The organism is Nocardioides sp., assembly GCF_036374615.1.
In the GTDB taxonomy this organism is placed as follows: Bacteria; Actinomycetota; Actinomycetes; order Propionibacteriales; family Nocardioidaceae; genus Nocardioides.
Genome location: NZ_DASUTK010000223.1, coordinates 1 through 25,599, shown reverse-complemented (window position 1 = coordinate 25,599; position 25,599 = coordinate 1). Strand labels below are relative to the sequence as shown.

The 25,599-nt window shown below is 71.0% G+C and carries 25 protein-coding genes and 1 pseudogene; 5 read left to right on the top strand and 21 right to left on the bottom strand.

Annotated elements, in window-relative coordinates; all coding sequences use genetic code 11:
• Window positions 1–16: 16 nt before the first annotated feature.
• The 5 genes from VFZ39_RS17215 to pdxH form a co-directional block, all read right to left on the bottom strand.
• Window positions 17–475 (bottom strand): MarR family winged helix-turn-helix transcriptional regulator, encoded by a 459-nt coding sequence (locus VFZ39_RS17215; protein ID WP_330867019.1) that lies wholly within the window; start codon window positions 473–475, stop codon window positions 17–19.
• On the bottom strand, window positions 472–2,070 hold the full coding sequence (locus VFZ39_RS17210) for an MDR family MFS transporter (protein WP_330867018.1): 1,599 nt from the start codon (window positions 2,068–2,070) through the stop codon (window positions 472–474). Before VFZ39_RS17210 ends, VFZ39_RS17215 begins: the two co-directional genes overlap by 4 nt.
• A 381-nt stretch (window positions 2,071–2,451) precedes the next feature.
• On the bottom strand, window positions 2,452–4,446 hold the full coding sequence (locus VFZ39_RS17205; protein WP_330867017.1) for an ABC transporter ATP-binding protein: 1,995 nt from the start codon (window positions 4,444–4,446) through the stop codon (window positions 2,452–2,454).
• Window positions 4,443–6,179 carry an ABC transporter ATP-binding protein gene (locus VFZ39_RS17200; protein WP_330867016.1) on the bottom strand — a complete coding sequence of 579 codons (1,737 nt, stop codon included), beginning with the start codon at window positions 6,177–6,179 and terminating at the stop codon, window positions 4,443–4,445. Before VFZ39_RS17200 ends, VFZ39_RS17205 begins: the two co-directional genes overlap by 4 nt.
• An 84-nt stretch (window positions 6,180–6,263) precedes the next feature.
• Window positions 6,264–6,917 (bottom strand): pyridoxamine 5'-phosphate oxidase, encoded by a 654-nt coding sequence (gene pdxH / locus VFZ39_RS17195; protein ID WP_330867015.1) that lies wholly within the window; start codon window positions 6,915–6,917, stop codon window positions 6,264–6,266.
• 75 nt (window positions 6,918–6,992) lie between these two features.
• Here pdxH and VFZ39_RS17190 point away from each other — a divergent pair, with 75 nt between their 5' ends.
• Window positions 6,993–8,132: a citrate synthase 2 gene (locus tag VFZ39_RS17190; protein WP_330867014.1), complete on the top strand. Its 1,140-nt coding sequence runs from the start codon at window positions 6,993–6,995 to the stop codon at window positions 8,130–8,132.
• The gene (locus VFZ39_RS17185; RefSeq protein ID WP_330867013.1) at window positions 8,129–8,680 is read left to right on the top strand and encodes a GNAT family N-acetyltransferase; all 552 of its coding nucleotides are present in this window, start codon (window positions 8,129–8,131) and stop codon (window positions 8,678–8,680) included. Before VFZ39_RS17190 ends, VFZ39_RS17185 begins: the two co-directional genes overlap by 4 nt.
• Window positions 8,681–8,742: 62 nt before the next feature.
• Here VFZ39_RS17185 and VFZ39_RS17180 read toward each other — a convergent pair whose 3' ends face one another.
• A complete protein-coding gene (locus tag VFZ39_RS17180) occupies window positions 8,743–9,144 on the bottom strand; it encodes a VOC family protein (protein WP_330867012.1) in 402 nt (133 codons plus the stop codon).
• Between the two features lie 74 nt (window positions 9,145–9,218).
• On the opposite strand from VFZ39_RS17180, the gene VFZ39_RS17175 reads away from it, so the two are divergent.
• The gene (locus VFZ39_RS17175; protein ID WP_330867011.1) at window positions 9,219–9,569 is read left to right on the top strand and encodes an ArsR/SmtB family transcription factor; all 351 of its coding nucleotides are present in this window, start codon (window positions 9,219–9,221) and stop codon (window positions 9,567–9,569) included.
• On the top strand, window positions 9,566–10,501 hold the full coding sequence (locus tag VFZ39_RS17170) for an SRPBCC domain-containing protein (RefSeq protein WP_330867010.1): 936 nt from the start codon (window positions 9,566–9,568) through the stop codon (window positions 10,499–10,501). Before VFZ39_RS17175 ends, VFZ39_RS17170 begins: the two co-directional genes overlap by 4 nt.
• A 12-nt stretch (window positions 10,502–10,513) precedes the next feature.
• Here the strand turns inward: VFZ39_RS17170 and VFZ39_RS17165 are convergent, their stop codons facing one another.
• Together VFZ39_RS17165 and VFZ39_RS17160 are read right to left on the bottom strand one after the other, a co-directional pair.
• Window positions 10,514–11,107 (bottom strand): hypothetical protein, encoded by a 594-nt coding sequence (locus VFZ39_RS17165; protein WP_330867009.1) that lies wholly within the window; start codon window positions 11,105–11,107, stop codon window positions 10,514–10,516.
• A 105-nt stretch (window positions 11,108–11,212) separates the two neighbouring features.
• Complete coding sequence (locus VFZ39_RS17160) at window positions 11,213–11,755, bottom strand: GNAT family N-acetyltransferase (RefSeq protein ID WP_330867008.1); 543 nt, start codon at window positions 11,753–11,755, stop codon at window positions 11,213–11,215.
• A gap of 99 nt (window positions 11,756–11,854) precedes the next feature.
• Between VFZ39_RS17160 and serC the strand changes: the two genes are divergently transcribed.
• Window positions 11,855–12,976, top strand: coding sequence for a phosphoserine transaminase (gene serC, locus VFZ39_RS17155; protein ID WP_330867007.1), 1,122 nt, complete (start codon window positions 11,855–11,857; stop codon window positions 12,974–12,976).
• 61 nt (window positions 12,977–13,037) lie between these two features.
• Here serC and VFZ39_RS17150 read toward each other — a convergent pair whose 3' ends face one another.
• The 13 genes and pseudogenes from VFZ39_RS17150 to VFZ39_RS17090 all read right to left on the bottom strand — a co-directional run.
• Entirely contained in the window at window positions 13,038–13,535 is a 498-nt protein-coding gene (locus tag VFZ39_RS17150) for an O-acetyl-ADP-ribose deacetylase (protein WP_330867006.1), read from the bottom strand.
• Window positions 13,536–13,626: 91 nt separating this feature from the next.
• The gene (locus tag VFZ39_RS17145) at window positions 13,627–13,803 is read right to left on the bottom strand and encodes a hypothetical protein (RefSeq protein WP_330867005.1); all 177 of its coding nucleotides are present in this window, start codon (window positions 13,801–13,803) and stop codon (window positions 13,627–13,629) included.
• Between the two features lie 32 nt (window positions 13,804–13,835).
• Window positions 13,836–14,447 carry a GNAT family N-acetyltransferase gene (locus tag VFZ39_RS17140; RefSeq protein ID WP_330867004.1) on the bottom strand — a complete coding sequence of 204 codons (612 nt, stop codon included), beginning with the start codon at window positions 14,445–14,447 and terminating at the stop codon, window positions 13,836–13,838.
• 43 nt (window positions 14,448–14,490) lie between these two features.
• The gene (locus tag VFZ39_RS17135) at window positions 14,491–15,516 is read right to left on the bottom strand and encodes a hypothetical protein (RefSeq protein WP_330867003.1); all 1,026 of its coding nucleotides are present in this window, start codon (window positions 15,514–15,516) and stop codon (window positions 14,491–14,493) included.
• Complete coding sequence (locus tag VFZ39_RS17130; protein ID WP_330867002.1) at window positions 15,503–16,720, bottom strand: SAM-dependent methyltransferase; 1,218 nt, start codon at window positions 16,718–16,720, stop codon at window positions 15,503–15,505. The genes VFZ39_RS17135 and VFZ39_RS17130 overlap by 14 nt, the downstream gene beginning before the upstream one ends.
• A 150-nt stretch (window positions 16,721–16,870) precedes the next feature.
• A complete protein-coding gene (locus VFZ39_RS17125; RefSeq protein WP_330867001.1) occupies window positions 16,871–18,133 on the bottom strand; it encodes a hydroxyacid-oxoacid transhydrogenase in 1,263 nt (420 codons plus the stop codon).
• Window positions 18,130–19,026, bottom strand: a complete 897-nt coding sequence (locus tag VFZ39_RS17120) for an NUDIX hydrolase (protein ID WP_330867000.1) — start codon at window positions 19,024–19,026, stop codon at window positions 18,130–18,132. Before VFZ39_RS17120 ends, VFZ39_RS17125 begins: the two co-directional genes overlap by 4 nt.
• 93 nt (window positions 19,027–19,119) lie before the next feature.
• Complete coding sequence (locus VFZ39_RS17115; protein ID WP_330866999.1) at window positions 19,120–20,361, bottom strand: geranylgeranyl reductase family protein; 1,242 nt, start codon at window positions 20,359–20,361, stop codon at window positions 19,120–19,122.
• Between the two features lie 52 nt (window positions 20,362–20,413).
• Window positions 20,414–20,818 (bottom strand): RidA family protein, encoded by a 405-nt coding sequence (locus VFZ39_RS17110; RefSeq protein ID WP_330866998.1) that lies wholly within the window; start codon window positions 20,816–20,818, stop codon window positions 20,414–20,416.
• A gap of 50 nt (window positions 20,819–20,868) precedes the next feature.
• Window positions 20,869–21,522 carry a 4a-hydroxytetrahydrobiopterin dehydratase gene (locus VFZ39_RS17105; protein ID WP_330866997.1) on the bottom strand — a complete coding sequence of 218 codons (654 nt, stop codon included), beginning with the start codon at window positions 21,520–21,522 and terminating at the stop codon, window positions 20,869–20,871.
• A gap of 96 nt (window positions 21,523–21,618) precedes the next feature.
• A complete protein-coding gene (locus tag VFZ39_RS17100) occupies window positions 21,619–22,047 on the bottom strand; it encodes a hypothetical protein (protein WP_330866996.1) in 429 nt (142 codons plus the stop codon).
• 104 nt (window positions 22,048–22,151) lie between these two features.
• Window positions 22,152–23,207, bottom strand: coding sequence for a serine hydrolase domain-containing protein (locus VFZ39_RS17095; RefSeq protein ID WP_330866995.1), 1,056 nt, complete (start codon window positions 23,205–23,207; stop codon window positions 22,152–22,154).
• A 144-nt stretch (window positions 23,208–23,351) separates the two neighbouring features.
• Window positions 23,352–25,599, bottom strand: a pseudogene (locus tag VFZ39_RS17090) (DNA-directed RNA polymerase subunit beta'); the annotation flags it as partial.

The following is a 25,599-nucleotide window of genomic DNA, read 5'->3' as shown; positions in this document are numbered from 1 at the left end:
ACTACCGGCTTGTCGGTCAGTCCAGTGCGGCGTTGTACTCCGCCAGCTGGGAGGCGAAGTGGGCCAGGTCGTCGTCGGACCACGCCCCGAGGCGGCGGTCGAAGCGGCGACGGCGCTCGCGCTGAACCTGCCGCAGCCGGGCGCGGGCGTCGTCGGTCACGGCGAGCAGCGTGGCGCGACCGTCGTCGGGGTCCTGGGTGCGGGTCAGCAGACCGAGGTCGACCAGCAGCTGGACCTGCCGGCTGATCGCGCCCTTGTCCACACCGGTCGCGTCGACCAGGTCGGAGGCCCGCTGGGGGCCGGACTCGTCGAGATGGGTCAGCAGCAGGTACGTCGCCGGCTGAAGGTCCGGGTGGACGGCTCGGGCCCGGTCGCCGATCACCCGGCGGACCCGGCGGATCAGGGCACCGACCTCGTGCTCGATCTGGCGGAGCGACTCGCTGCGGCTCGGGCCTACGGACCGCTCCTGCCTCACGACCGCCGCGCTCCGACGGGGGTCTCGGCAGCCACCTCGGGCGCCAGCTCGTCGGCCCGCAGCACCGTGGTCCGCAACGGCACCTCGCGGATGAAGAGCACGCACACCAGCGCGAGCACGGCGATGGGGGTGGCGACCAGGAAGATGTGCCCGGTGGCTTCGCCGAAGCCGTGCTCGAAGAGGTGGCGGATCGGGCCGGGAAGGGTGGCGAGGTCCGGGATCGCGCCGGTGGCGTGACCCTGCTCCGCCGGGATGCCGGCGTCGGCCAGGCCGTCGGTCACGCTGTCCGCCACCCGGTGGGCCAGGATCGCGCCCAGCACCGAGACACCGATCGAGCCGCCCATCGAGCGGAAGAAGGCCACCACCGAGCTCGCCGCCCCCATGTCGGCCTGAGCGGTGTTGTTCTGGACCGCGAGCACCAGGTTCTGCATGGTCGCCCCGAGTCCGAGGCCGAGCACGGTCATCGAGGCACCCACCCGCACCAGGGCCGTCGTGTCGTCGATGGTGGCGAGCAGCCCGAGACCGATGATCACGAGCACCATGCCACCGACGAGGTAGCGCTTCCAGTAGCCGGTCGCGGTGATGATCCGCCCGGTCACGACGCTGGACACCAGCAGTCCCCCGACCATCGCGATCGACATCAGCCCCGCCTCGGTCGGCGACATGCCGCGGGCGAGCTGGAAGTACTGCGAGAGGTAGACCGTCGACCCGAACATCGCGAGCCCGATCAGGACCGACGCGACGGTGGCGAGAGCCGTGGTCCGGTCTCGGAAGAGCCGCATCGGGATCACCGGTTCGCGGGCGACCCGCATCTCGACGTACACCGCGGCGCCCACCACGGCGAGGCCGACGACGACGAGGCCGAGACTGGTCGTGGAACCCCAGGCGAACTGGGAGCCGGCCAGCGAGACCCACACCAGCAGGAGGGAGACGCCACCCACCAGCAACGTCGCGCCGAGGTAGTCGATCGAGACCTCACGGTGGATCACCGGCAGGTGCAGCGTCCGTTGCAGCACGACGAACGCGAGTGCCGCCACCGGGATGCCGACGAAGAAGCACCAGCGCCAGCCGACCGTGTCGACCAGGAGGCCGCCGACCAATGGGCCGCTCACCGTGGCCATGGCGAAGGTCGCGCCGATGTAGCCGGCGTAGCGGCCCCGCTCGCGCGGGCTGACCATGCTCGCGATCACGACCTGCACCAGCGCGGTGAGCCCGCCGACGCCCAGGCCCTGGACGGCGCGTGCGCCGATCAGGACCTCCATCGACGGGGCGAAGCCCGCGACCAGCGAGCCGATCGAGAAGATGACCAGCGCCGACTGCACCAGCACCTTCTGGCTGAAGAGGTCAGCGAGCTTGCCCCAGATGGGGGTCGTCGCCGTCATGGTCAGCAGCGTCGCGACCACGACCCAGGTGTAGCCGGTCTGGCTCCCCTCGAGGTCGGTCACGATCCGTGGCAGTGCGTTGGAGACGACCGTGCTCGACAGCATCGCGACGAACATCGCGAGCAGCAGCCCGCTGAGGGCCTCGAGGACCTCACGGTGGGTCATCGGGGCGGTCACGGCCGGGGAGGCGGTCGCGGATGGGGTCTGGGTCACGGAGTCTCGCTTCACGAACGGTCATAAGGTTGTCGAGGTCAACTATATTCCCGACAACCCGCAGCCGTCGCATCGTCGACGACGGCGGCCCACCGGTCGCGGCGGATCGGCACGAGATGGAACGACCCGCAGGCGTGGCTCACTCGCCTCTCGGCGGCGGCCGCTCCGGAGGACGTGGGTCCGGATCGCCTGCGGGTCGGGTGACTGCTGTGGATTCGTCAGCAGCCGAGCGGGACAGTCCTGCCCCGCGTTGCTACTGGCTGCTAGCGGGCAGCCACCTCACGCGTCCTATAAGAATTCATTCTTCGGACCACCTCCTTTCCCGTGTGCCTCCACCGTAGGTCCCGGGTGGTGACGGGCTCAAGGGATTAAGCACGGGAATCAGACCGGTGCGTCCTCGGTCATCGGCTGCGAGAACTGTGCCGCGTGCAGCCGGTCGTAGGCGCCGTGCGCGGCGAGCAGCTCGTCGTGCGTCCCCTGCTCGACGATCGCGCCGTCCTCCATCACCAGGATCAGGTCCGCATCGCGGATCGTCGACAACCGGTGCGCGATCACGAACGAGGTCCGGTCGGCGCGCAGGGCGGCCATCGCCCGCTGCACCAGGACCTCGGTCCGGGTGTCGACCGACGACGTCGCCTCGTCGAGGATCAGCAGCGCCGGCTGGGTGAGGAACGCCCGCGCGATCGTGACCAGCTGCCGTTCACCGGCCGACAGGTTCGACCCCTCCTCGTCGATCACGGTGTCGTAGCCGTCCGGCAGCGAGTGCACGAACCGGTCGACGTACGTCGCTCGGGCGGCCTCCAGGATCTCCTCCTCGGTCGCATCCGGCCGGCCGTACGCCAGGTTGTCGCGGATCGTGCCCTCGAACAGCCAGGTGTCCTGGAGCACCATCCCCACCTGGCTGCGCAGGGTGGCGCGCGGGATCGACGTGATGTCGACGCCGTCGATGGTGATCCGCCCGGCGTCGAGGTCGTAGAACCGCATCACCAGGTTGACCAGCGTGGTCTTGCCGGCGCCGGTGGGCCCGACGATGGCGACGGTCTGCCCGGGTCGGGCGATCAGCGACAGGTCCTCGATCAGGGGCCGATCCGGCTCGTAGCGGAAGGAGACGTGCTGGAAGGCGACCTCGCCGCGGCGTACCGGAGCGGTGCCGGGCTCGACCCCCGCGTCGGGCTCCTCGTCGGCGTCGAGCAGCTCGAAGACCCGCTCGGCGGACGCGACCCCGCTCTGGAGCAGGTTCATCATCGAGGCGACCGCGGTCAGCGGTTGGGTGAACTGGCGGGTGTACTGCACGAACGCCTGCACCTCGCCAAGCGTCAGAGAGCCGCTGGCCACGCGGAGCGCGCCAACTACCGCGACCAGGACGTAGTTGAGGTTCCCGAGGAACATCATCGAAGGCATGATCAGGCCGGACACGAACTGCGCGCCGAAGCTGACCTCGAAGAGCTCGTCGTTCTCCTCGACGAAGGCACGCTCCACCTCGGCGCGGCGACCGTAGACGTTGACCAGCGCGTGCCCGGAGAAGGCTTCCTCGATCTGCGCGTTGAGTGCGCCTGTGCGGCGCCACTGCGCGATGAACTGGCCCTGGCTGCGGGCCATGATCCACCGCGTCACGAGCAGCGACGCCGGCACTGTCGCCAGCGCCACCAGGGCGAGCAGCGGCGAGATCCAGAGCATCATGGCCAGCACGCCGAAGACCGTCAGCAGTGAGGTGAGCAGCTGGCTCATCGTCTGCTGCAGCGACTGGCTGACGTTGTCGATGTCGTTCGTGACCCGGCTGAGCAGCTCTCCGCGCGGTGACCGGTCGAAGTACGACAGCGGCAGCCGGTGGATCTTGGCCTCGACGTCGTCACGCAGCGTGCGGACGGTGTTCTGCACGACCCGGTTGAGGAGCAGCCCGGCACTCCACGAGAGGAGCATCGCGACGACGTAGATCCCGAGCGCCAGCATCAGCACGTCGCGGACGGCGTCGAAGTCGATGCCCTGGCCGGGCACCAGGCCGGGCGCGCGGGACAGCACGTCGGCGAGCCGGTCGTCCCCTTGCGCGCGCAGGGCCTCCACCGCCTGCTCGCGGGTCGTGCCCTCCGGGAGGTCGCGACCGAGGAAGCCGGCGAAGATCAGGTCGGTCGCGTGACCGAGCACCCGCGGTCCGTACGCCATCAGACCGACGCTGACGACGCTCAGGAGCACGACCAGCATGACCGAGAGCCGGTCGGGGCTCAGCCGCCCGATCAGCCTGCGGGCCGACGGGCCGAAGTCCATCGCCTTCTGGCCGACCATGCCGCCGCCCATCGGGCCCCGGCCCGGCCCCGGCCCGGCCTGGATCCGCTCGGTGGCCTGGAACGCCTTGGACTTGTCGGTGGCCGGGGTGGTCATGCCACCGCCTCCTCGGCCAGCTGCGACTCGACGATCTCGCGGTACGTCGCCGACGACGCCAGCAGCTCGTCGTGCGGGCCACGGCCCACGACCCGCCCGTCCTCGAGCACCAGGATCAGGTCGGCATCGCGGATCGTGGAGACCCGCTGCGCCACGATCACGACCGTGGCGTCGGTGGTGATGGGGCGCAGCGCGGCACGCAACCGTGCGTCGGTGGCCAGGTCGAGGGCGGAGAAGCTGTCGTCGAAGAGGTAGATCGACGGGCGTCGTACCAAGGCGCGGGCGATCGCGAGCCGCTGCCGCTGACCCCCCGAGAAGTTGGTCCCGCCCTGCGCCACCGGGGCGTCGAGGCCGTCCTCCAACGCCTCGACGAAGTCGCGGGCCTGCGCGATCTCGAGGGCCGCCCACAGCTCCTCGTCGCTGGCATCGGGAAGGCTGTGCTCCAAGTTGCTGCGGACGGTGCCCGAGAACAGGTAGGCACGCTGCGGCACCAGGCCGAGCTCGGCCCAGAGAACCTCGGGCTCGAGGTCCCGCACGTCGACACCGCCGACCGACACCGAGCCTCCGGTGACGTCGAACAGCCGCGGCACGAGGTTGACCAGGGTCGACTTGCCGGCGCCGGTGGAGCCGACGACCGCGACCGTCTGGCCCGGGCGGGCCTCGAACGACACCTCGGACAGGACCGGCGCGTCAGCGCCGGGATAGGCGAACTCGGCCGCCCGTACGTCGAGGTGGCCGCGGCGCGCAGGGTCGAGGGGCTGCGGCGAGACGGGCGGCGTCACCGACGTCTCGGTCTCCAGCACTTCCGCGATCCGGTCGGCGCAGACGGCGGCGCGGGGAGTCAGCATCAGCATGAAGGTCGCCATCATCACCGACATCAGGATCTGCATCAGGTAGGACAGGAACGCAGTGAGAGGGCCGACTCCCATCAGCCCGTCGTCCACGCGGTGCGCGCCGACCCAGAGCACTCCGACGCTGCTGACGTTGACGACCACCATCACCAGCGGGAAGAGGGTCATCATCCAGCGGCCCACGCGCAGCGTCACCTCCGTGAGCTCGGCGTTGGCCAGGCCGAACCGGCTGATCTCGTGGCGTTCGCGCACGAATGCGCGCACCACCCGGATGCCGGTGATCTGCTCGCGCAGCACGCGGTTGACCTCGTCGATCCGGGGCTGCTGACGGCGCGAGTCGGGGATCATCCGGCTGACGACCAGCCCGACGGCCAGGAACAGCGCGGGGACTACGACCAGCAGGGTCCAGCTGAGCCCGGCGTCCACGCTCAGCGCCATCAGCACACCACCGACCATCATGATCGGCGCGGCCACCGCCATCGTGCACGACATGAGCACCAGCATCTGCACCTGCTGCACGTCGTTGGTCGTCCGCGTGATGAGGGAGGGCGCTCCGAAGTGCTGCACCTCCCGGGCCGAGAACGTGCCCACCCGGCGGAAGAGGGTGGCGCGCATGTCGCGCCCGAACCCCATCGCCGTGCGGGCTCCGAGCCGGACGGCCAGCACGGAGCACACGATCTGGACCAGCGAGATCGCGAGCATCATGCCGCCGAGCTCCCAGATCCGGCCCGTGTCCCCGACCGCGATGCCCTGGTCGATGATGTCGGCGTTGAGCTTGGGCAGGTAGAGCATCGCGACGACGCCGACGAACTGGAGCGCCACCACTGCCCCGAGTGCGCGCTTGTACGGCACGAGGTACTCGCGCAGCAGCCGCAACAGCATTCAGGAGTCCCCTTTCATCAGCAGGCTACGTGCGCGCGTTTACCTGAGACCGACCTCGACGGCGTTCTCAGGCGCACGCGGCGGTCAGGGCGAGAGCCGCTGCACCGCCCACGCGTCCCCGACCCGGCTGTAGACGAGCCGGTCGTGCATCCGCCCCGGCCTGCCCTGCCAGAACTCGACGACCTCCGGCCTCACCCGGTAGCCGCCCCACTCGTCGGGCACCGGCACGTCCCCGTCGGCGAACCGGGCTGCCGCCGCGTCGTACGCCGCCTCGAGCTCGGCCCGGTCGGCCACCGGTCGGGACTGGTGGGAGGCGTGGGCCCCGAGCTGAGCGCCGCGCGGCCTGGTGGCGAAGTACGCCGCGACATCCTCACGCGGGAGCAGGCTGGCACGGCCGTCCACCCGGACCTGTCGCTCCAGCGGGTGCCACGGGAACAGCAGCGCGCAGCGCGGGTCGGCTGCCAGCTCTCGGCCCTTGCGCGAACCCAGGTTGGTGAAGAATACGAACCCCGCCGTGGACACTCCCTTGAGCAGCACCATCCGGGACGACGGGTGCCCGTCGTCGGACACGGTCGAGACGACCATCGCGTTGGGCTCGTAGAGCCCGGCCGCGTGAGCCTCGGCGAACCAGCGGTCGAACATCGCGATCGGGTCGGCGGCGAGAGCGGACTCGGTGAGCCCGCGGTCGCCGTACTCGCGACGCAGCGCCGCCAGGTCCGGGCCCGGCTGGTCGATCATGGCGTCGACCCTAGACCGGCAGGCAGAATGCGTTTGCGGATCCGCTTCGGATCCATCGGGAAGCGGAAGGGTCACATGAGCGAGCAGCAGGGCGAGCGCAGCGAGCCGGGCGCGCAGACCGTCCATCACGGTCTCGAGGGCGTGGTCGCCTTCGCGTCGGAGATCGCCGAGCCGGACAAGGAGGGGTCGGCGCTCCGCTACCGCGGCGTGGACATCGAGGAGCTGGTCGGACGGGTGCCGTTCGAGAAGGTATGGGGGCTGCTGGTGGACGGCTCCTACACACCGGGCCTGCCACCGGCCGAGCCCTACAACATCGCGATCCACACCGGCGACGTCCGCGCCGACGTCCAGGCGTCCGTCGCGATGCTGGCGCCGATGCTGGGCATGGGGCAGACCTACGACATCTCCGACGAGCAGGCCCGTCTCGACCTGTCGAGGGTCGCCGTCATGGTCTTGTCCTACGCCGCGCAGAGCGCTCGCGGGATCGGCCGGCCGGTGGTGCCCCAGCAAGAGGTCGACCGGGGCAGGTCGCTCGCCGAGCGGTTCCTGATCCGGTGGCGTGGCGAGGCAGACCCTGCGCACGTGAAGGCGATCGACGCCTACTGGTCCTCCGCGGCCGAGCACGGGATGAACGCGTCCACGTTCACCGCACGGGTGATCACGTCCACGGGTGCTGACGTGGCGGCGGCGTTCTCCGGGGCGATCGGCGCGATGAGCGGCCCGCTCCACGGCGGCGCGCCGTCCCGCGTCCTCGGGATGATCGAGGAGGTGGAGCAGCGCGGCGATGCGGAGGGGTACGTCAAGGAACTGCTCGACCAGGGCGAGCGGCTGATGGGCTTCGGCCATCGGGTCTACCGCGCGGAGGACCCACGCGCCCGCGTGCTGCGCCGTACCGCCCAGGAGCTCGGCGCACCGCGGTACGAGGTCGCGCAGCAGCTCGAGCAGGCCGCCCTGACCGAGCTGCGTGAGCGCCGGCCCGATCGGGTGCTGGAGACCAACGTCGAGTTCTGGGCAGCGATCGTGCTCGACTTCGCCGGCGTCCCGGCCCCGATGTTCACGTCGATGTTCACGTGCGCCCGCACCGGCGGCTGGTCGGCCCACATCCTCGAGCAGAAGCGCACCGGCCGGCTGATCCGGCCCTCGGCCGTCTACACCGGCCCGGCGACCCGCGCCGCGGCCGACGTCGAGGGCTGGGACCCCGCCTGGGCCGGATGAGCCGGCCCGTCCTGACCACCGCCCGGCTGCGGCTCGACCCACTGACGGAGCAGCACCTCGAGGAGCTCGTGGAGCTCGACTCGGACCCGGAGGTGCTGCGCTTCATCTTCGGCCGGGCCTTGACCCGCGACGAGGTCGAGCAGGAGTGGTTGGCCAAGCGGCTGCGACCCCACGCCCACGCTCGCGGGATCGGCTACTGGGCGGGCTTCGTCGATCAGGCGTTCGTGGGCTGGTGGTGCCTGGGTGTCGACGACGAGGACCCCCAGGCTGCGGAGCTCGGCTACCGACTCCGCCGTACCGCCTGGGGCCGGGGCTACGCCACCGAGGGGTCGCGAGCGATGCTCGACCACGGCTTCGGCACCGTCGGGCTGGCCCGGGTGTGGGGCGAGACCATGGCGGTCAACGCCGGCTCCCGCCACGTGATGGAGAAGCTCGGCATGCGCCTGGTCAGGTCGTACGTCGGCGAGTGGGAGTACCCGCTGCCGGGCGCCGACCAGGGTGAGGTCGTCTACGAGATCACGCGCGCGGCGTACCTGGAACTCGGATAGTCCGCCGCCGAAATCATCACCCTCGGGCTGCGATGTGATGCATCTGGCGGCGGACTATCAGCTCACCACATCGGCTCGGGCTCCTCCTCGAACGCCGGCGGCCGGTACTTCGGCTGGTAGAGCATCATCGTCCCGGCGCCCGGGACGACCAGCTGCACCGTGGACCCCCACGGCTCCTCCTCGACGTCGCCCTCGAACCGGGCACCCCGCTCCCCGAGCTCGGCCATCGTGCCGGCCAGGTCGTCACAGATGAGCGACACGCCGAACGCTTGGGAGGTCCGGACCGTCCCACCGCCGACGTCCTCCCAGGACGCCGGGTGGACCCCCAGCTCGCTCGGGCCGGTGCGGAAGATCAGCCAGCCACCGCCGGTGTCGACCCCGGGGAGCTGCAGCACGTCGCGGAAGAACGCGCGGGCGGCGTCAGGGTCGTCGGCGTACACGAGGGTGTGGAGGGCGGTGATCATGCCGCCACCGTAGTCGCGTGCTCGTCGGATCTCCTGCTTGACATGTGACTATATGGTCACATATGGTCACGGCCATGGACTCCCAGGACGCCGTCTTCAAGGCGCTCGCCGATCCGACCCGCCGGGAGATCCTCGACCTGTTGTTCAGCCGCGACGGCCGCACGGTCGGCGAGGTGTGCGAGGAGTTCGCCGACCGGATGAGTCGGTTCGGCGTCATGAAGCACCTCACCGTCCTCACCGAGGCGGAGCTCGTCGTGACCGCGAAGGAGGGCCGCAGCAAGCGGCTGTTCCTCAACCCGGTCCCGATCGAGCAGGTCGCCAACCGCTGGATCAGCAAGTACGCCGCCCGCTTCACCTCCGCTCTGGTCGGACTGAAGCAGCACGCCGAGAACCCGCCCGACACCGCAGAAGGACCCGCGTCATGAGCCTCACCGCGCACGTCTACCAGATCCACATCAACGCCGACGCCGACCAGGTCTGGGCCGCGATCACCCAGTCGGAGTGGAAGAAGCGCTACTTCCACGGCACCTCCTATGCCGAGGGACCGACGCCGGGCGCCCGCTACCGGACCGTGAAGGCCGACGGCGGCGACGCGGTCGACGGCGTGATCGAGGAGATGACTCCGCCGGCGCCGGGTACGCCGGGCCGGTTCGTGCAGACCTGGCACGTGCTGTACGACGCGGAGCTCGCCGCCGAGCCGCCGAGCCGGGTGGAGTGGACCATCGAGCAGGTCGGTGACCGGCTGACGCGGGTGCGGCTGGTGCACGGTGGACTGGCGTTCAGCCCGCTGACCTGGGCCAACGTCAAGGACGGGTGGGTCTGGGTGCTCGACGCCCTCAAGACGGTGCTCGAGACCGGCAAGACCCTCCCCCGCGTCACGGTCGAGACCGACGACTTCCCGCCGCCGGCCGAGGGCGACTGGCACCGGCGGCAGGCGGTCGAGGCGAACAACGAGGCGTTCACGCTGCTGGCCGCCGAGCGCGACCCAGCGGCCGACGAGCGGCTGCTCCGGCTGGTCCACACCGCGGCCTACCACTGGGAGCTGGCCACCGACGCCGGACCGGTGAACGCGATCCGCGCCGACTACCTGATCTCTCGCGCGCTCACGGCCACCGGGCAGCCCGAGCGCGGGCTCGCCGTCGCCGACCGGGTGCTGGCCGGCTGTCTCGAGCATGCGATCGCCGACTTCGACCTTGCCTACGCGCACGAGGCGCGGGCGCGTGCGCTGCACGGCCTCGGCCGGTCCGACGAGGCCGCGGCGGCGTGGGCCGCCGCCCGGGCGGTCGACGTCGCGGACCCCCAGGATCGCGCGATCGTCGAGGCGGACTTCGCGGACCTGCAGCCGATCCTGGGCTGAGCAGCGGCCGGCTCAGTCGAGCCGGCCGTCGTACCAGCTGGTCCTGCCGCGGCCGCCGGGACGGCTCAGCGAGATGTGCATGTGGTTGCGATGACGCGCGGATTTGCTGCACTTCCTCTTGCTCGGACACGACGAGGCAAGGTAGGGCTCGCGCTCGAACCCGTCCCAGGCGGAGTACATGTGGTCGTTCCAGATGACGTACATGATCCCCATCCGACGCGCACGGGCGTCGGAGTTGCCCGCCTTGTCCGTTGCGCGGACCAGCCGGAGGAACCCGGTGGCCGTGCGGCGATCCTTCTTCCTGGTGGCGTCGAGGGTCCAGTCGAAGGCCCGTCCCTCCTTGTGCTCCGACGTGCCGCCGTACTTGCAGGACCGCGAGATGCCGCCGGACCCGCCGCCCTGGGTGCGCACGATCCAGCGCCCGAGCGCCTTTGTCCCCGGCTTGGCCTTGGGCCGGCACCGCTGCTGCGGGACATAGTCCGCGTAGTCCTCGATCGCCGACTCAGTGACGTGCGCCCGTGCGACGCCGGCGCCCAGCTGCCCGACAGCGGCGGCTGTCACCAGGGCGGCGAGGAGCATCGGGAGCAACGGACTGCGGCGAGACATCGAGGAACCTCCGGGGGCAGCAGGGCCCAACGACGGTACGGCGATCCATCAGACCTGTCAGCCGAACCCGGCACGTCGCCGACCCGCCCGTCAACGCAGGAGGCTTCAGAGCAGCTTGCCGAAGCAGCGGTTCTCCGGAGACCACCTGTAGTGGCCGAACCGCTCGATCCGCGTGTAGCCCGACGACTCGTAGAGCGCGATCGCCTCCGGTTGCGCGGTCCCGGTCTCCAGCACCATCGCGCGCGCTCCGGCCGCCGCGGCAGTGCGCTCGAGGTGGGCGAGCACCGTGCGGGCGTGGCCCCTCCCCCGGGCCTCGGGGACGACGAACATCCGCTTGATCTCGGCCGTCTCGTAGTTGCCGAAGGCCTCGACGTCCTCCCGGCGGCGCCAGGCTCCTGATGCCACGGGTACGCCGCCGTCGTACCCGACGAAGAAGCTGCCGCGCGGAGGGTCGAACATGACCGGGTCGAGCGGGGTGTCGTCGCGTCCGCCGTAGCGGACGACGTACTCCTCCTGCACCGCCTCGATCAGCGTCAGCGCATCCGGGTGGCCCCAGCCGACCCGGACCAGCCGCAGCCCGGGCGAGAGGCTGGCCGCGGCGCTCTGCTCTCCCAGCTGCCGCAGGCCGGGATCCGGAACCGTGCTCATGGTCTCCCCTCGGTACCGGCGCGGGGCCGGGCTGGTGCCAGAATAGGCGCCGCTGACAGCGTCGTCAGGAACTACGCCCGACCACCCGGAAGGTTGCCCATGAGCGACGCCATCAAGATCCCGACCGACCTGCTCCCGGCCGACGGTCGCTTCGGAGCCGGCCCCTCCAAGATCCAGACGAGCCACCTCGACGCGCTCGCGGCGACCGGTTCGTCCCTGATGGGCACGTCGCACCGGCAGGCGCCCGTGCGCGAGACCGTCGGCCGGGTCCGTGACGGCCTCGCGGCGCTGTTCGACCTCCCCGACGGGCACCGGGTGGTCCTCGGGAACGGTGGCGCGACGGCCTTCTGGGACGTGGCCTGCTTCGGGCTGATCCGCGAGAAGAGCCAGCACCTGTCCTTCGGTGAGTTCTCGGCGAAGTTCGCGACGTCGGTGAAGAAGGCGCCCTGGCTGTCCGAGCCGTCCGTGGTCGCCGGCGACCCCGGAACCAGGCCCGACCCGATCGCGGAGGACGGGGTCGACGTCTACGCGTGGGCGCACAACGAGACCTCGACCGCGGTGATGGCGCCGGTGGTGCGTCCGGAGGGGATCGACGACGATGCCCTCGTCCTGGTCGACGCGACGTCCGGCGCCGGCGGCCTGCCCGTCGACCTGAACCAGGTCGACGCCTACTACTTCGCCCCGCAGAAGTGCTTCGCCTCCGACGGCGGACTCTGGATCGCGATCCTCTCGCCGCGAGCGCTCGCCCGGGTGGAAGAGATCTCGGCCAGCGACCGCTACGTGCCGCCGTTCTTTGACCTGCCGACCGCAATCGACAACTCGGCCAAGAACCAGACGTACAACACCCCCGGGGTGGCGACGATCTTCCTGATGGCCGAGCAGCTGGACTGGATGAACGCCAACGGCGGGCTCGCCGGCATGGTCGAGCGCACGACGACGTCGTCGAGCGCGCTCTACGGCTGGGCCGAGAAGTCGCCCTTCGCCACGCCGTACGTCCCCGACCCCGCGGACCGCTCGCTGGTGATCGGCACGATCGACTTCGACGAGTCGATCGACGCCGCCCGGATCGCGGCGGTGCTGCGTGCCAACGGCATCGTCGACACCGAGCCCTACCGCAAGCTCGGCCGCAACCAGCTCCGGGTCGCGATGTACCCCGCGATCGACCCCTCCGACGTCGAGGCGCTCACGCGCTGCATCGACTACGTCGTCGACAGCTTCTGAGGGATAGTCCGCCGCCGAAATCAGCAGTCCGGCCCCCCCGATCGATGATTTCGGCGGCGGACTATCGCGCCAGGGCTGTGCGTACCTGCTCGTACGTCGCGGCGTCGAACGCGACCAGCCGCGCCTCCTCGACGTCGCTGGGCGTGCCGCGAAGTGTGTCGACGGCCGCGGCGATCGCGTCGTCCTTCGGCCACCCGTAGATCCCGGCGCTGATCAGCGGGAACGCGATCGACCGGGCGCCGAGATCGTCGGCTACCGCGAGCGCGCGAGAGTAGCAGGACGTGAGCAGCGAGCGGTCCCGCTCGCCCGCGACGTAATTGGGGCCGACCACGTGGATCACCCAGGTGGCGGCCATGTTCCCGGCGGTCGTCCAGCCGGCGTCGCCGGTGGCGAGCCCGTTCGGGAAGCGTCGGATGCAGTCCTCGAGCACCGCCGGGCCACCGGCCCGGTGGATCGCCCCGTCCACCCCGCCGCCACCGCGCATCGCGCGGTTGGCGGCGTTCACCACGGCATCCACCTCCTGCTGGGTGATGTCTCCTCGGACGACGGTGAGCTCCATATCCACGACGGTAGTCCCCGATTCTCTGGTTGCCGATCGGCCGTCCTGGCGACCAAAGGAGCGGGGACTACCGCCGGTGCGGGCCCGCGGGTCAGCTCGCGACGACGCACCGCGCGAGGCCATCGAGGTGGAAGCCGCCGTCGGCGACGCGGTACGGCGCGAAGGCCGCCTCCAGCTCCGACCGGACCCTCTCGAGGTCGGTGGCGAGCGACAGCGCGGCGATCACCTCCGCCGCCCGAACGCCTGCAGTCGACCGGTCCCCCGGCATGCTCAGACGCTACTCGCTGACGGCCACCGGAGTCAGACCTCGGTGCGCATCACCCATCGCCACTTGACGATCCGGCGGTCCCGGACGAACCCGAACTCGCTGAACAGCTCCTCCGGTCCGGTGTGGAGGTAGGAGCCCCGCTGCTCCTTCCGGTCGGTCGTCTGCTCGGGATAGGCCTCCACGACGCCACCTCCGGCCGCCCGGATCGCCTCCAGCGCGCCGGCCACGGCGGCACGAGCGACCCCTTGTCCGCGGTGCTTGCTCCCGGTGAAGATGCAGCCGATGCGCCAGTCCGGCAGCGAGACCGCTTCCCGCTCGTACGCTGCCTGGTTCTTGATGTTGGGCAGCTCTGCCGGTGACCCGTACTGGCACCAGCCCACGCACGAGGTGCCCGCGTACACCAGCACCTGGTGGACCGATCCGCGCCGGGTGTGCTCGCGCTTCGCTTCCCGATTGCCCTCGCGCGTGTGCCCGGCACCCACGCCCTCGGGGTGGAATCCCATGCACCAGCAGCCTCCCCACACCCCGTTGTTCGCCTCCACGAGCTCGGCGAAGTCGTCCCACGTGCTGGGCGTCAGCGGCTGGGTGGTGTAGTCGGCAGAGATGGCGGACCCCTTCCTCGTGGCTGGCCTGGTGATTCGCACCCTAGGAGGTGTTCCGGACGGGCGGCGTCCGGAACCGGCACGGTCAGCGGGGCGGATCCTGCTGGGTGGGTCGCAGAGACCTGACCAGCACGACGAGCCCCACGAGCAGCAGCGCGCTGCCGATCAGCCACGGGACGGGGTCGCGGCGTCCGGCGTCGTCGTCCTGCGGCAGCTCCTCGCCCTCCCGGCTCCGCAACGTCGGTTCGTCGGAGGGCTCGGGCTCCTCGGCCTCGGGCGTCGTGAGGGGCTCTCCCGCGACAAGGTTCGCGAGCCGCTCGGGCAGGGCCACCTCGAGCACCGGCGCTCGCGCTCCCTCGGAGCTCACGAAGACCCGATTGTCGGCGTCCACGGCGATGCCCTCGCCCTGCTGCTGCGGTGGGATGTCGAACCCGCCGACCGTCTGCAGCTCCGGCCACGAGTAGACGACCGCTCGGCCGTAGTTGCGCAACACGATGTGCCGACCATCCGGGAAGAACGCGCCGTCGGTGACCAGCGGCTGCGCGCTCCCTACCGGCTCGAGCTCCACGGTGCTTCCGGGCCGGGTGCCGTCGGGCGCGACGTACACCGTGCCGCCGAGCACGTCCTTGGTCACGACCACCAGCCGTCCGTCACGCGGGTCGGTGAGCAGCGCTTCGGCATTGGCCGGGCCCTCGGGGTAGGAGAACGTCACCCGCTCGCCGGGCACGTCCCGGTCACCCTCGCCCACCGGCACCCGAATCGCCCAGATGGCGCTGCGGCTCTCGCGGTTGTCGCCGATGTCGCCCACCCAGACCGAGTCGGCGCTGTCGGGAGCGACCGACTCGACGTCCTCGACCGCCCCCTCCCAACGGGTCACGCCCACGGTCCGACCGGTGACGGGATCGACGGTGAAGACCCGCGCCTCGTCGCCCGAGTCGTTCACGGTGACGAACCGGCCGTCCGGCAGCACGGTGAGTCCGCTGGACTCCACGATCGCCGGGTCCTCGAACCTGAACACAGGATCGGGCTCATCGATGCCTGCCCCCGCGGAGACCGCGAGCCCGAAGGGCACGGCCACCACGACCGCCGTCATCGCCTCACGCAGAGCCATGCCGCTCCAACAGCTCGGCGAGCGCGGGACGCACCGACCAGGTGGTCACCAGCTCGTCGTACTCCTTGCGGACGGCGTCGTCTCGGACCGGCGACCCGGGCCGGATCACCCGCACCAGGGTGTTGCGCGGCGTGTGGCGGCTCTCGACGAACTGCATCACGTCCACCCGGTACCCGTGCATCCGCAGCAGCGACGCACGCAGCGCGTCGGTGAGGGTGTCCGCGAAGCGCTCGCGCAGAATCCCGTGCCGGGTCAGCATCGCGTACGGCGTGGGCGTGGACGTACGTCGCAGCTGCGCCGCGATGTCGTGGTGACAGCAGGGTGCGGCGAGCACCACCGGTGCCTTCCACTCGACGGCGCGCGCCAGTGCGTCGTCGGTCGCGGTGTCGCACGCGTGCAGGGCGAGCACGACCTCCGGCGGCGGCTCGACGACCGCGTCCTGGATGGTGCCTCGGACGAACCCGGTCTCGCGACCGACGGCCTCGAGGACGGCCGGGTCGCTCCACCGTGGCTGGGCGCGCCGGTCGACACCGGTGAGGTGGACCGGCAGGCCGCGGACCTCGTGGAGGAACCGGTGGGCGGCGAAGGTCAGGTAGGCGTTGCCGCAGCCGAGGTCGACGACTCGCAGCGGGTCGTGCGGCGTCGGCTCCCGGAGGTGGCCCTGCTCGAGGGCGTCGCGGACCGAGACGTCGAGGATCCGCAGGAACTCCTCGACCTGCCGGTACTTCGACTGCCGGCTGGGCTTGACCCGACCATGCTGGTCGGAGATCCCGAGGGCCACGAGGACCGGGTCGTCCTCCGGCAACAGCCGCTGCTTGTCGCGGTCGTGGTCGCGGTCCACCTCGAGCTCGTCGGACCGTGACTGGGTGTGGAGCAGCGCCGCGCCCTTCTTCGTCACACGCAGCTGGTGCGACTCGGTCGTGGTGTCGACGTGCCAGTTGCCGAACGGCTGGTCGAGCAGCTCGTCGACCGCGGCCCTCGCCGGCTCGCCGGCCGCGTGGTTGGCGGTATGGGCCTGTGTCTCGTCGTACGACGTGACCTGCAGGTGGCGACCGGCCTTGAGGTCGACGTACCGCAGCTCGACTCGCCGCCACGGCGGCCGGACGCCCTTCCGGCGCCCGGACGCGACCGCCCGGACGAGGGCGTCGGGATCGAGCAGGTGGCTTCGCACCTGGTCGAGTGCGTCGAGGAGGGGCTCGCTCATGGCCACACCGCAGCGATCACCACGATCAGGAGCAGGACCACCAGCGCCACGGGGATCACGAGGCGGCGGTGGCGGGGGTTCACGATGCGAGTCTAGGAGGGACCTCGAGGGCGGTGGGCGGCAGCGGACGACACAGTGCGGACCAGGCGTTCACCAGAGCTCCAGCGAGTCCGCGATGATCGCGGCGAGGTCCTCCTCGGCAGCCGGCCGCGGCGCGATCGACAGCAACCGCTGCTGCTGCAGCGCACCGGCCGCGAGGTCCGTCACGTCGGGCTCCGCGTACCCGACGGCGCCGAGCCCGTTCGGCATCCCGACGTCCTGCATCAGCCTCAGCACCACCGCGGGCAGCAGGTCGGGTCCGGACCCGGTGGCGTCCGGTTCGAGCAGCCGTGCGGCGTCGAGGTGACGCTCAGGGGTCGCCCCGAACGTGAACCGGAAGGCTGCCGGGGCGGTGAGGGCCACCGCCATCCCGTGCGGCACCATCGCGGCGTCCTGGGGGTAGCCGGCCGGCCGGTAGTCGCGGACCCGGCCCGCGATCGGGTACGCGTTGGCGTGGGGGATGTGGACGCCGGCGCTGCCGATGCCCAGTCCGGCGTAGGTCGCGGCGAGCGCCATGGCCTCGCGGGCTCGCCGGTCGGACGGGTCGCGGATGGCGGCGCGGAACGAGCCGGCCAGCAGGGTCAGGGCCTGCCGGGCGAAGAGGTCCGCGACCGGGTTGGCACCGCAGTACGGCACCCGCTGCTCGGGCCGCTTGGCGTCGAAGTCGCTGTACCACCGGGCGGTGTAGCTCTCGAGGGCGTGGCACAGGATGTCGAGGCCGGAGGAGGCGGTCACCATGGCGGGCTGGGACGTCGTGAGGTCGGGATCGACGACCGCGAGCGCGGGTCGCAGCCGCGGGTGACTGATCCCGGACTTGACGCGCTGAGCGAGGACGTCGAGCACGCACACCGTGGTCGACTCGCTCCCGGTCCCGGTGGTCGTCGGGACCGCAACCATCGGCAGCAACGGCTCGGTGGGCGCGCGCCCGCCCCCGACCGGCGGGTTGACGTAGTCGAGGACCTCGCCGGGGTTGGTGGTCAGCAGGCTGACCGCCTTGGCGGTGTCGATCGACGACCCACCACCGACCGCGAGCACGGCGTCGTACGGGCCGGTCTCCCGCGCGAAGGCGGCCGCTTCCGTCAGCGAGGCGTCGGTCGGCTCGACCCGGCTTCTGTCGTACGTCGTGACCGCCAAGCCCGCCGCGTCGAGGCTGTCGACGATCCGGGCCGGATGGCCGGTGGCGGCGACGCCGCGATCGGTGACGAGCAGCACTCGGCGAGCCCCGAGCGCGGTGAGGTCGTGGGCCAGCTCGCGCGAGGCACCCGGCCCGAACTTCAACGACGGCGCACCGTAGGTGAAGACGGTCTCGCTCACCGACGCTCCCCGGCACCCGTCTCGAGACCGAGGGCGTGGCGCACGGCGGCGTAGGTCACAACAGCGCCGGACCTGATGTCGGCGAGAGACACCCATGCGACGGCGTCAGTGGTGCCGTCGACCTCGGTCAGCTGCGGCTCGGCGTCGGACGGCACCTCGGCCGAGAACAGCAGCATCACACTGTGGAAGTCCTCGTACCGCCCGTTCGGGGCGATCCCGGAGAAGTGGTCGTCGACCACGTCGAGCAGCGCGCCGACCTCGCACGTGACCCCGCACTCCTCGCGCACCTCGCGCACCAGGGCCTCGGCGGGCCGCTCGCCGTGCTCGACACCACCGCCCGGCAGCGACCACTGGCCCGAGTGGTAGCCGCGGGCCGAGACCCGGGTGAGCAGCACCCGGTCGTCCCGGCGGATGACGGCGTACGCCGCCAACCGCTGGTTCCGGTAGGGCCGGTGGTCGGCGAGTGCATCGACGACCAGCGGCGTGACCGGCACGGTGCCGTCGAGCACGGCCTCGACCGGCTGCCACGCGGCCTCGATGGTCGACCCGTCGACCTCCACCACCCGCGGCTCCGGTGACTCCACAGGGACCCAGCCGTCGTACACGATCCGGACAGCGTGAGCGTTGACCCGCCGACCGCCGCGCCAGACCGAGGGCATGTGGGCGGAGTAGACCCGCGCGGTGTCGCTGACGGTCGCGTCGAGGCCGGTCTCCTCGTGGACCTCGCGGATCACCGCGTCTCGTGGGTCCTCCCCGTGGTCGAGACCTCCGCCGGGAAGGGTCCACAGCTCCTCACTGGTCACCAGCGGGGAGAGCCTGCTCAGCAGGATCTCCTCGTCGCGGAGGATGACGGCGTACGCCGCCACCCGCTGTCGCTTCGGTGTGCTGGCCATCGTGACCAACTTAGAGGACCCGCTCGGTGGTCCCGGTGAGGGCCACCGGAGCCAGCCGGCGAGGTGGTGGAGCAGGTCGACCCGGCACCCGCCTCAGGAGAAGGGCGGCCGCGCGTCACGAGCCAGCGAGCGGCGCCCGGCCCAGCGCCAGACCCGGGCGGCCCGGTCGCGGTCCTCGTCGGTGACCAGGTTGCCCATCCAGCGAAGTGCCAGCGTCATCAGCCAGTCCGACCGCATCCCGGCCGGGCCGAGGGCCTTCAGGACGCCGGGGACCGTGACCACCCCGGCCAGCCGGCGGGCGATCGAGAACGCCTCGCCGTAGTGGTCGCGCAGCAGCTGCGGCCAGACCACTGAGAGGTCGTGGTGCTCCACCATGGTCTCGACGACGAGGCGACCGGACTCGAGCCCGTAGTCGATGCCCTCGCCGTTGAGCGGGTTCACGCAGGCAGCCGCGTCACCGATCAGCGCCCAGTTGGGCCCCGCCACGTTGGTGACCGCTCCGCCCATGGGCAGCAGCGCCGAGGTCGGCGCGCGGAGCTCGCCCGAGAGCTTGAAGTCCTCCGCGATCGTGTCCGCGTAGATCTGCATCAGGGGCTTGATCGCGACCTCTGCCGGACGCTTCGCGGTGGCGAGCGTGCCGGCGCCGAGGTTGACCGAGCCGTTGCCCAGGGGGAACACCCAGCCGTAGCCGCTGAGGATCTCGTGCTGCTCGTCACGCAGCTCGAGGTGCGAGCTGATCCACGGATCGTCCGACATCGCCGAGTCGACGTAGGCCCTGCCAGCGACCGCGTAGACGGTGTCGCGGTGCCACTCGCGGCCGAGTCGTTTGCCCAGCGGCGAGCGGACGCCGTCGGCCACGACCAGGCGTTCGCAGGCCACCTCGACGTCTCCGTCCGCGGTTCGGAGCACGACGGCGGCGACCCGGTCGCCGGCCCGGCGTACGTCGACCGCCCGCGCTCCGTCGAGGGCCCTCGCTCCGGCCTTGATCGCCGTGGTGCGCAGGTGGTCGTCGAGCTCGGTCCGGGCGACCGCGGAGCCCCAGTCGGGCAGCGAGCCGCCGGGCCACGGCAGCAGCAGGGTCTGGCCGAAGCCGTGCGCCCGCAGGCCCTGGTTCACGGTGCGGGCGCGCAGCCAGTCCTCGAGGCCCAGCCGCTGCAGCTCACCGATGGCGCGCGGTGTCAGGCCGTCGCCGCAGGTCTTGTCGCGGGGGAAGACGGCCGCGTCGACCAGCAGCGTGTCCAGTCCTGACCGTGCCGCCCACGCGGCCGCGGCCGAGCCGGCAGGCCCGGCTCCGACGACGAGGACGTCGGTGCGGAGGGGCGCGGTCTGGCTCACCCGCCGATTCTCGCAGCCGGGCGACCTGGGCCCGAATCGCGAGCAGGCGGCCTCAGGGCATCCGGGCCGCGATCGCGCTCACCTCGACCAGCGCGCCGGGCACGCCCAGGGCGGAGACCATCGCAGCTGTCACAAGGGGCGGGGTCTCGAGCCCGGCCAGCGTCTCGGCGGCCGCGGCGTACGACGCAGCCAGGTCGATCCCGTGGACCATCAGCACGGTCATGCTGATCACGTCGTCGAGCGAGGCGCCCGCGGCCTCCAGCGCGGTGACCAGGTTCGCCATTGTCTTCCTGGTCTGGGCGGCCGGGTCGTCGCCACCCACGATCGCGCCCTTCTCGTCGACGGCGTTCTGCCCGCCGACGTAGATGGTCTCCGCACCCGCGGGCACGACCGCCACGTGGCTGAAGGCGGGGCTCGCGACGAGTCCCTCCGGACTGATCAGCGTGATCGAGTTCATGGCCCGACGCTATCGGCCGCACCGGTCAGTTCCTGACCGGTGACGAGCCCTCAGCCGCCGCCGCGAGCCGCGTTGCTGCAGACGCACGCCCGGTTTCCCTGGGCGTCGGCGATCACCGTGAAGCTCGGAGCGTTGGAGTCGTCGACGACCGTGCCGCCGGCGGCGACCGCCGCCTCGATCCGGCCCGCCGCCTCGTCCGGTGTGACCCACACGTCGAGGTGGAACCGCTGCCGGGGCGTCTCGTGCCGGTCGGTGTCCTGGAACCACAGCGAGGGCAGCTGCCCGGTGGGCTCGACCAGGTCCGGGCCGATGTCGGCGGCGAGCAAGGCGGCCCAGAACGGCTTGATCTCCTCGGCGTCCCAGGTGTCGAGCGAGAGCTCGACCTCCTGCCGAGCCCCCGGCTGAGCCTCCAGTCCCATGTCGGCGGCGATCTCGCTGATCCGGCGCGCCAGCTCGACGTCCCGCTGGGTCATGCCCCCGACGTCGTGGCTGGTGAGGTCGATGTCGACGTGCGGCCACCGCAGGTCGAGGTCGGGGTGGTGGTTCATCTCCTCGGCGACGTCGGTGATCCGCCGCGCGAGCTCCAGGCTGGTGGTGAAGCCGCCGGTCTTGAACCGACCGCGCAGCGATGCGAGCACCGGGCGCCAGTCGGCCAGTCCGAGAGCAGTGATCTGGTCTCCGGTGAGGCGGTCCTTGTCTCCCATGTCGGCCACCCTGCCACCTCTCGTGCGGCGCCGACAGGCCGGACGTCGAACGGCCGGGTCGGCACTCAGACCGACCCAGCCGTTCGCGTCATCTGCTCAGGCGCAGTCGTACGACTCGGCCGCGCCCTTCCACGTCCCCACCATGTCCTCGGCGAGCGTGGACCCCGCACCGAAGTACTCCAGACCCTTGCCGTTGGCGCCGTTCTGGGTGGGGATCCGACCGGTGTCGTTCGGGTCACCGATCGTCTTGGTGGCCTTGATCTTGATGCCGACCGGGAGACCGGCCGCCCTCAGGGCGTCGTACCCGGCCTGCACCGCGCCGTCGCACTCGGCGACGAACCCGGCGATCTCATCGGCGCCACGCTCGGCCGAGTAGACGTCCCAGGTGGCGGACTGCGGCCCGTTCAGCGAGTACATCGGGACGTAGCAGTGGTGGGCACTGGCCGCTGCCGCGGTGATGGCGATGGCGGTGACGGTGCCGCCGCCTACGGTCGCGAGCCGGCGCAGAGCAGTGTGACGAGACATGTCGTGGTTCCCCCCGTTGTGGACCCGATCCGGGTCGTGTTCGCATATCCAAGCCGTAACGCCGCGGCGCACACAACCACCGTCTGGTAACAAGCGTGGGTGCCTCAGGCGGTCGCGACCGCCTCCTCGATGATGTCCCATGCGGGGTCGAGCACGCCCTCGACGTTGCAGAGCACCACCCAGGCGATGTCGGAGCCGGTCAGGTAGCGGGCGCCGGTCTCGACTCCCGGGTCACCGCCGCCGTGCCCGATGCTGCCGCCCGGCCCGAGGTAGATGCCGTACCCCATGTGCCAGCCCTCCTCCTCGTCCGCGACGTGCGGCGTCAGCATCAGGGCGGTCGTCTCCGGGCCGAGCAACGAGCCCGAGGCGACGGCGCGCAGGAACCGGTCGATGTCCGCGGCGGTCGAGTGACCACCTCCGTCCCCGCCGCCGATCACCGGGACCGAGAAGATGTTGCTCCGCCAGCGCTCGTCCCCCGTCCGGGGCAGGTACCCCACGGCCACGTCCGGGTCCGGCTCGTCCGCTCGCCGGTACGCCGAGCCGGTCATCCCGGCCGGCACGAACACCCGCTCGCTGACCGCGTGCGCGAACGGCGAGCCGGTCACCTCCTCCAGCACCGCACCGAGCAGCACGTAGCCGCCGTTGGAGTAGTGGAACTCCGCGCCCGGGGCAAAGATCGGGGTGAGGTCGGTGTAGAGCGGCAGGAAGTCGTCGGGTCGTTCCATCCGGTACATCGGTCGCGTCTCCCAGAGCGACCCGTAGTCCGCGACGTAGTGAGCGGTGTCCTCGTCCTCCTCGGCGTAGTCGCCGATGCCGGACGTGTGGGTGAGCAGGTGGTGCACGGTCACGCCGGGATCGAGCGCCCTGGGACGGCGTTCCGGAGGCAACACGTCCATCACCCGGTCTGTCGGCGCCAGCAGGCCGTCACGGACGCAGCAGAGCACCGCGGCCGCGGTGTACATCTTCGACAGCGACGCCAGCTCGAACCGGGTGCCGGGATGCACCTCCGTACCGCTGGCGCGGTCGGCCAGCCCGCCGCAGAACTCCAGCAACAGCTCGTCGCCCTGCGTCACCCGCACGATGCCGGAGAACCCCTGGTCGGCGACCAGCCGCTCCAGCCGCCCGCGGGCGGTGGTCCAGGGCGAAGTCTCGTCAGTCACACGGGGACGGTAGTCCTGGGCATTCTGGCGACGCCACGCAATATCGCCCCGATAGCGATACTCCGGGGCGGTGACGCGGCAGGTCTGCAGATGCGTCACGCCCCCCTCACGCTTCGCGTGAGGGGGGCGTGACCGCCGCTTCGATCAGTTCTGGTACGAACCAAAGTCGAAGTCGTCCAGGGCGACTGCCTGACCACCGCTGTTGCCGAACTCGTAGTCGTACGAGTCGTACCCGGTGACGCTGTACGCCGCCGCGCGGGCCTCCTCGGTCGGCTCGACCCGGATGTTGCGGTAGCGCTCCAGACCGGTACCGGCCGGGATCAGCTTGCCGATGATCACGTTCTCCTTCAGGCCGCGCAGCGAGTCGCTGCGACCGTTGATCGCCGCGTCGGTGAGGACGCGGGTCGTCTCCTGGAAGGAAGCGGCCGACAGCCACGACTCGGTGGCCAGCGACGCCTTGGTGATGCCCATCAGCTCAGCGCGACCCGAGGCCGGCTTGCCGCCCTCGGTCACGACCCGACGGTTCTCCTCCTCGAACTTCACCCGGTCGACCAGGTCGGACGGCAGCAGCCGGGTGTCACCGGACTCGATGACCGTGACCCGGCGCAGCATCTGCCGGACGATGATCTCGATGTGCTTGTCGTGGATCGACACGCCCTGCGAGCGGTACACCGCCTGCACCTCGTCGACGAGGTGCTGCTGCGCCCGGCGGATGCCGAGGATCCGCAGCACCTCCTTCGGGTCGGGGGTACCGACCGTCAGCTGCTGACCGACCTCGATGTGGTCGCCGTCGGCGACCAGCAGGCGCGACCTCTTGCTGACGGGGTACTCCTGCACCTCGGAGCCGTCGTCGGGGGTGACCAGGACCTTGCGGGCCTTGTCGGTCTCCTCGATCTCGACCCGGCCGGCGGCCTCCGAGATCGGCGACAGGCCCTTGGGCTGCCGCGCCTCGAAGAGCTCCACCACGCGGGGCAGACCCTGCGTGATGTCGTCGGCCGACGCCACACCACCGGTGTGGAAGGTACGCATCGTCAGCTGCGTGCCCGGCTCACCGATCGACTGGGCCGCGATGATGCCGACGGCCTCGCCGATGTCGACCAGCTTGCCGGTCGCCAACGACCGGCCGTAGCACTTGGCGCAGGTGCCGGTCTTGGCGTCGCAGGTCAGCACCGAGCGGACCTTGACGGTCTCGATGCCGGCCGCCACGAGCTCGCCGATCTTGACGTCGCCGAGGTCCTCGCCCGCCCCGACCAGCGTGTCGCCGGTCTCGGGGTGGGCGACCGCGACGGCCGCCGTCCGGGCATAGGCCGCGGTCTCGGCGTTGTCGTCCTTGCGGACCACGCCGTCCTCGCCCTTCACGCCGATCAGCTTGTCGAGGCCGCGCTCGGTGCCGCAGTCGTCCTCACGGATGATGACGTCCTGCGACACGTCGACCAGCCGCCGGGTCAGGTAACCCGAGTCGGCGGTCCGCAGCGCGGTGTCGGCCAGACCCTTGCGGGCACCGTGCGTGGAGATGAAGTACTCCAGCACCGACAGACCCTCGCGGAAGTTCGCCTTGATCGGCCGCGGGATGATGTCGCCCTTCGGGTTGGCCACCAGGCCACGCATGGCCGCCACCTGACGGATCTGCATCATGTTTCCGGACGCACCCGAGTCGACCATCATGTAGATCGGGTTCGACCGGTCGAAGGTCGACTCCATCGCCTTGGCGACGTCGTTGGAGGCCTGGGTCCAGATCTCGATGAGCTCCTGGCGGCGCTCCTCGTCGGTGACCAGGCCGCGCTCGAACTGCTTCTGGACCTTGTCGGCCTGCTTCTCGTAGTCACCGAGGATCTCGGCCTTGTTGTCCGGCGTGGTGACGTCGTCGATCGACACCGTGACCCCCGAGCGGGTGGCCCAGTGGAAACCGGCGTCCTTCAGCGCGTCGAGCGAGGCAGCGACCTCGACCTTGGTGTAGCGCTCGGCCAGGTCGTTGACGATCGCGCCCAGCGCCTTCTTGCCGACCTCGTAGTTCACGTACGGGTAGTCGGCAGGCAGCGTGTCGTTGAACAGCGCGCGGCCCAGCGTGGTCGCGAGCGTGATCGACCGGCCCTCCTCCCAGTCCTCGCCGAGCTCGAGGTCGAGCGGCGGGACGATGTCGGAGAACCGGATCTTGACCTGGCTCTGCAGGCTGATCTCGCCGCGGTCGAACGCCATGATCGCCTCGGCCTGCGACGCGAACGCCCGGCCCTCGCCCGGCTCGCCCTCACGATCGGTCGTGAGGAAGAACAGGCCGATGATCATGTCCTGGGTCGGCATGGTGACCGGCCGGCCGTCGGACGGCTTCAGGATGTTGTTCGTCGACAGCATCAGGATCCGGGCCTCGGCCTGCGCCTCGGCCGACAGCGGCAGG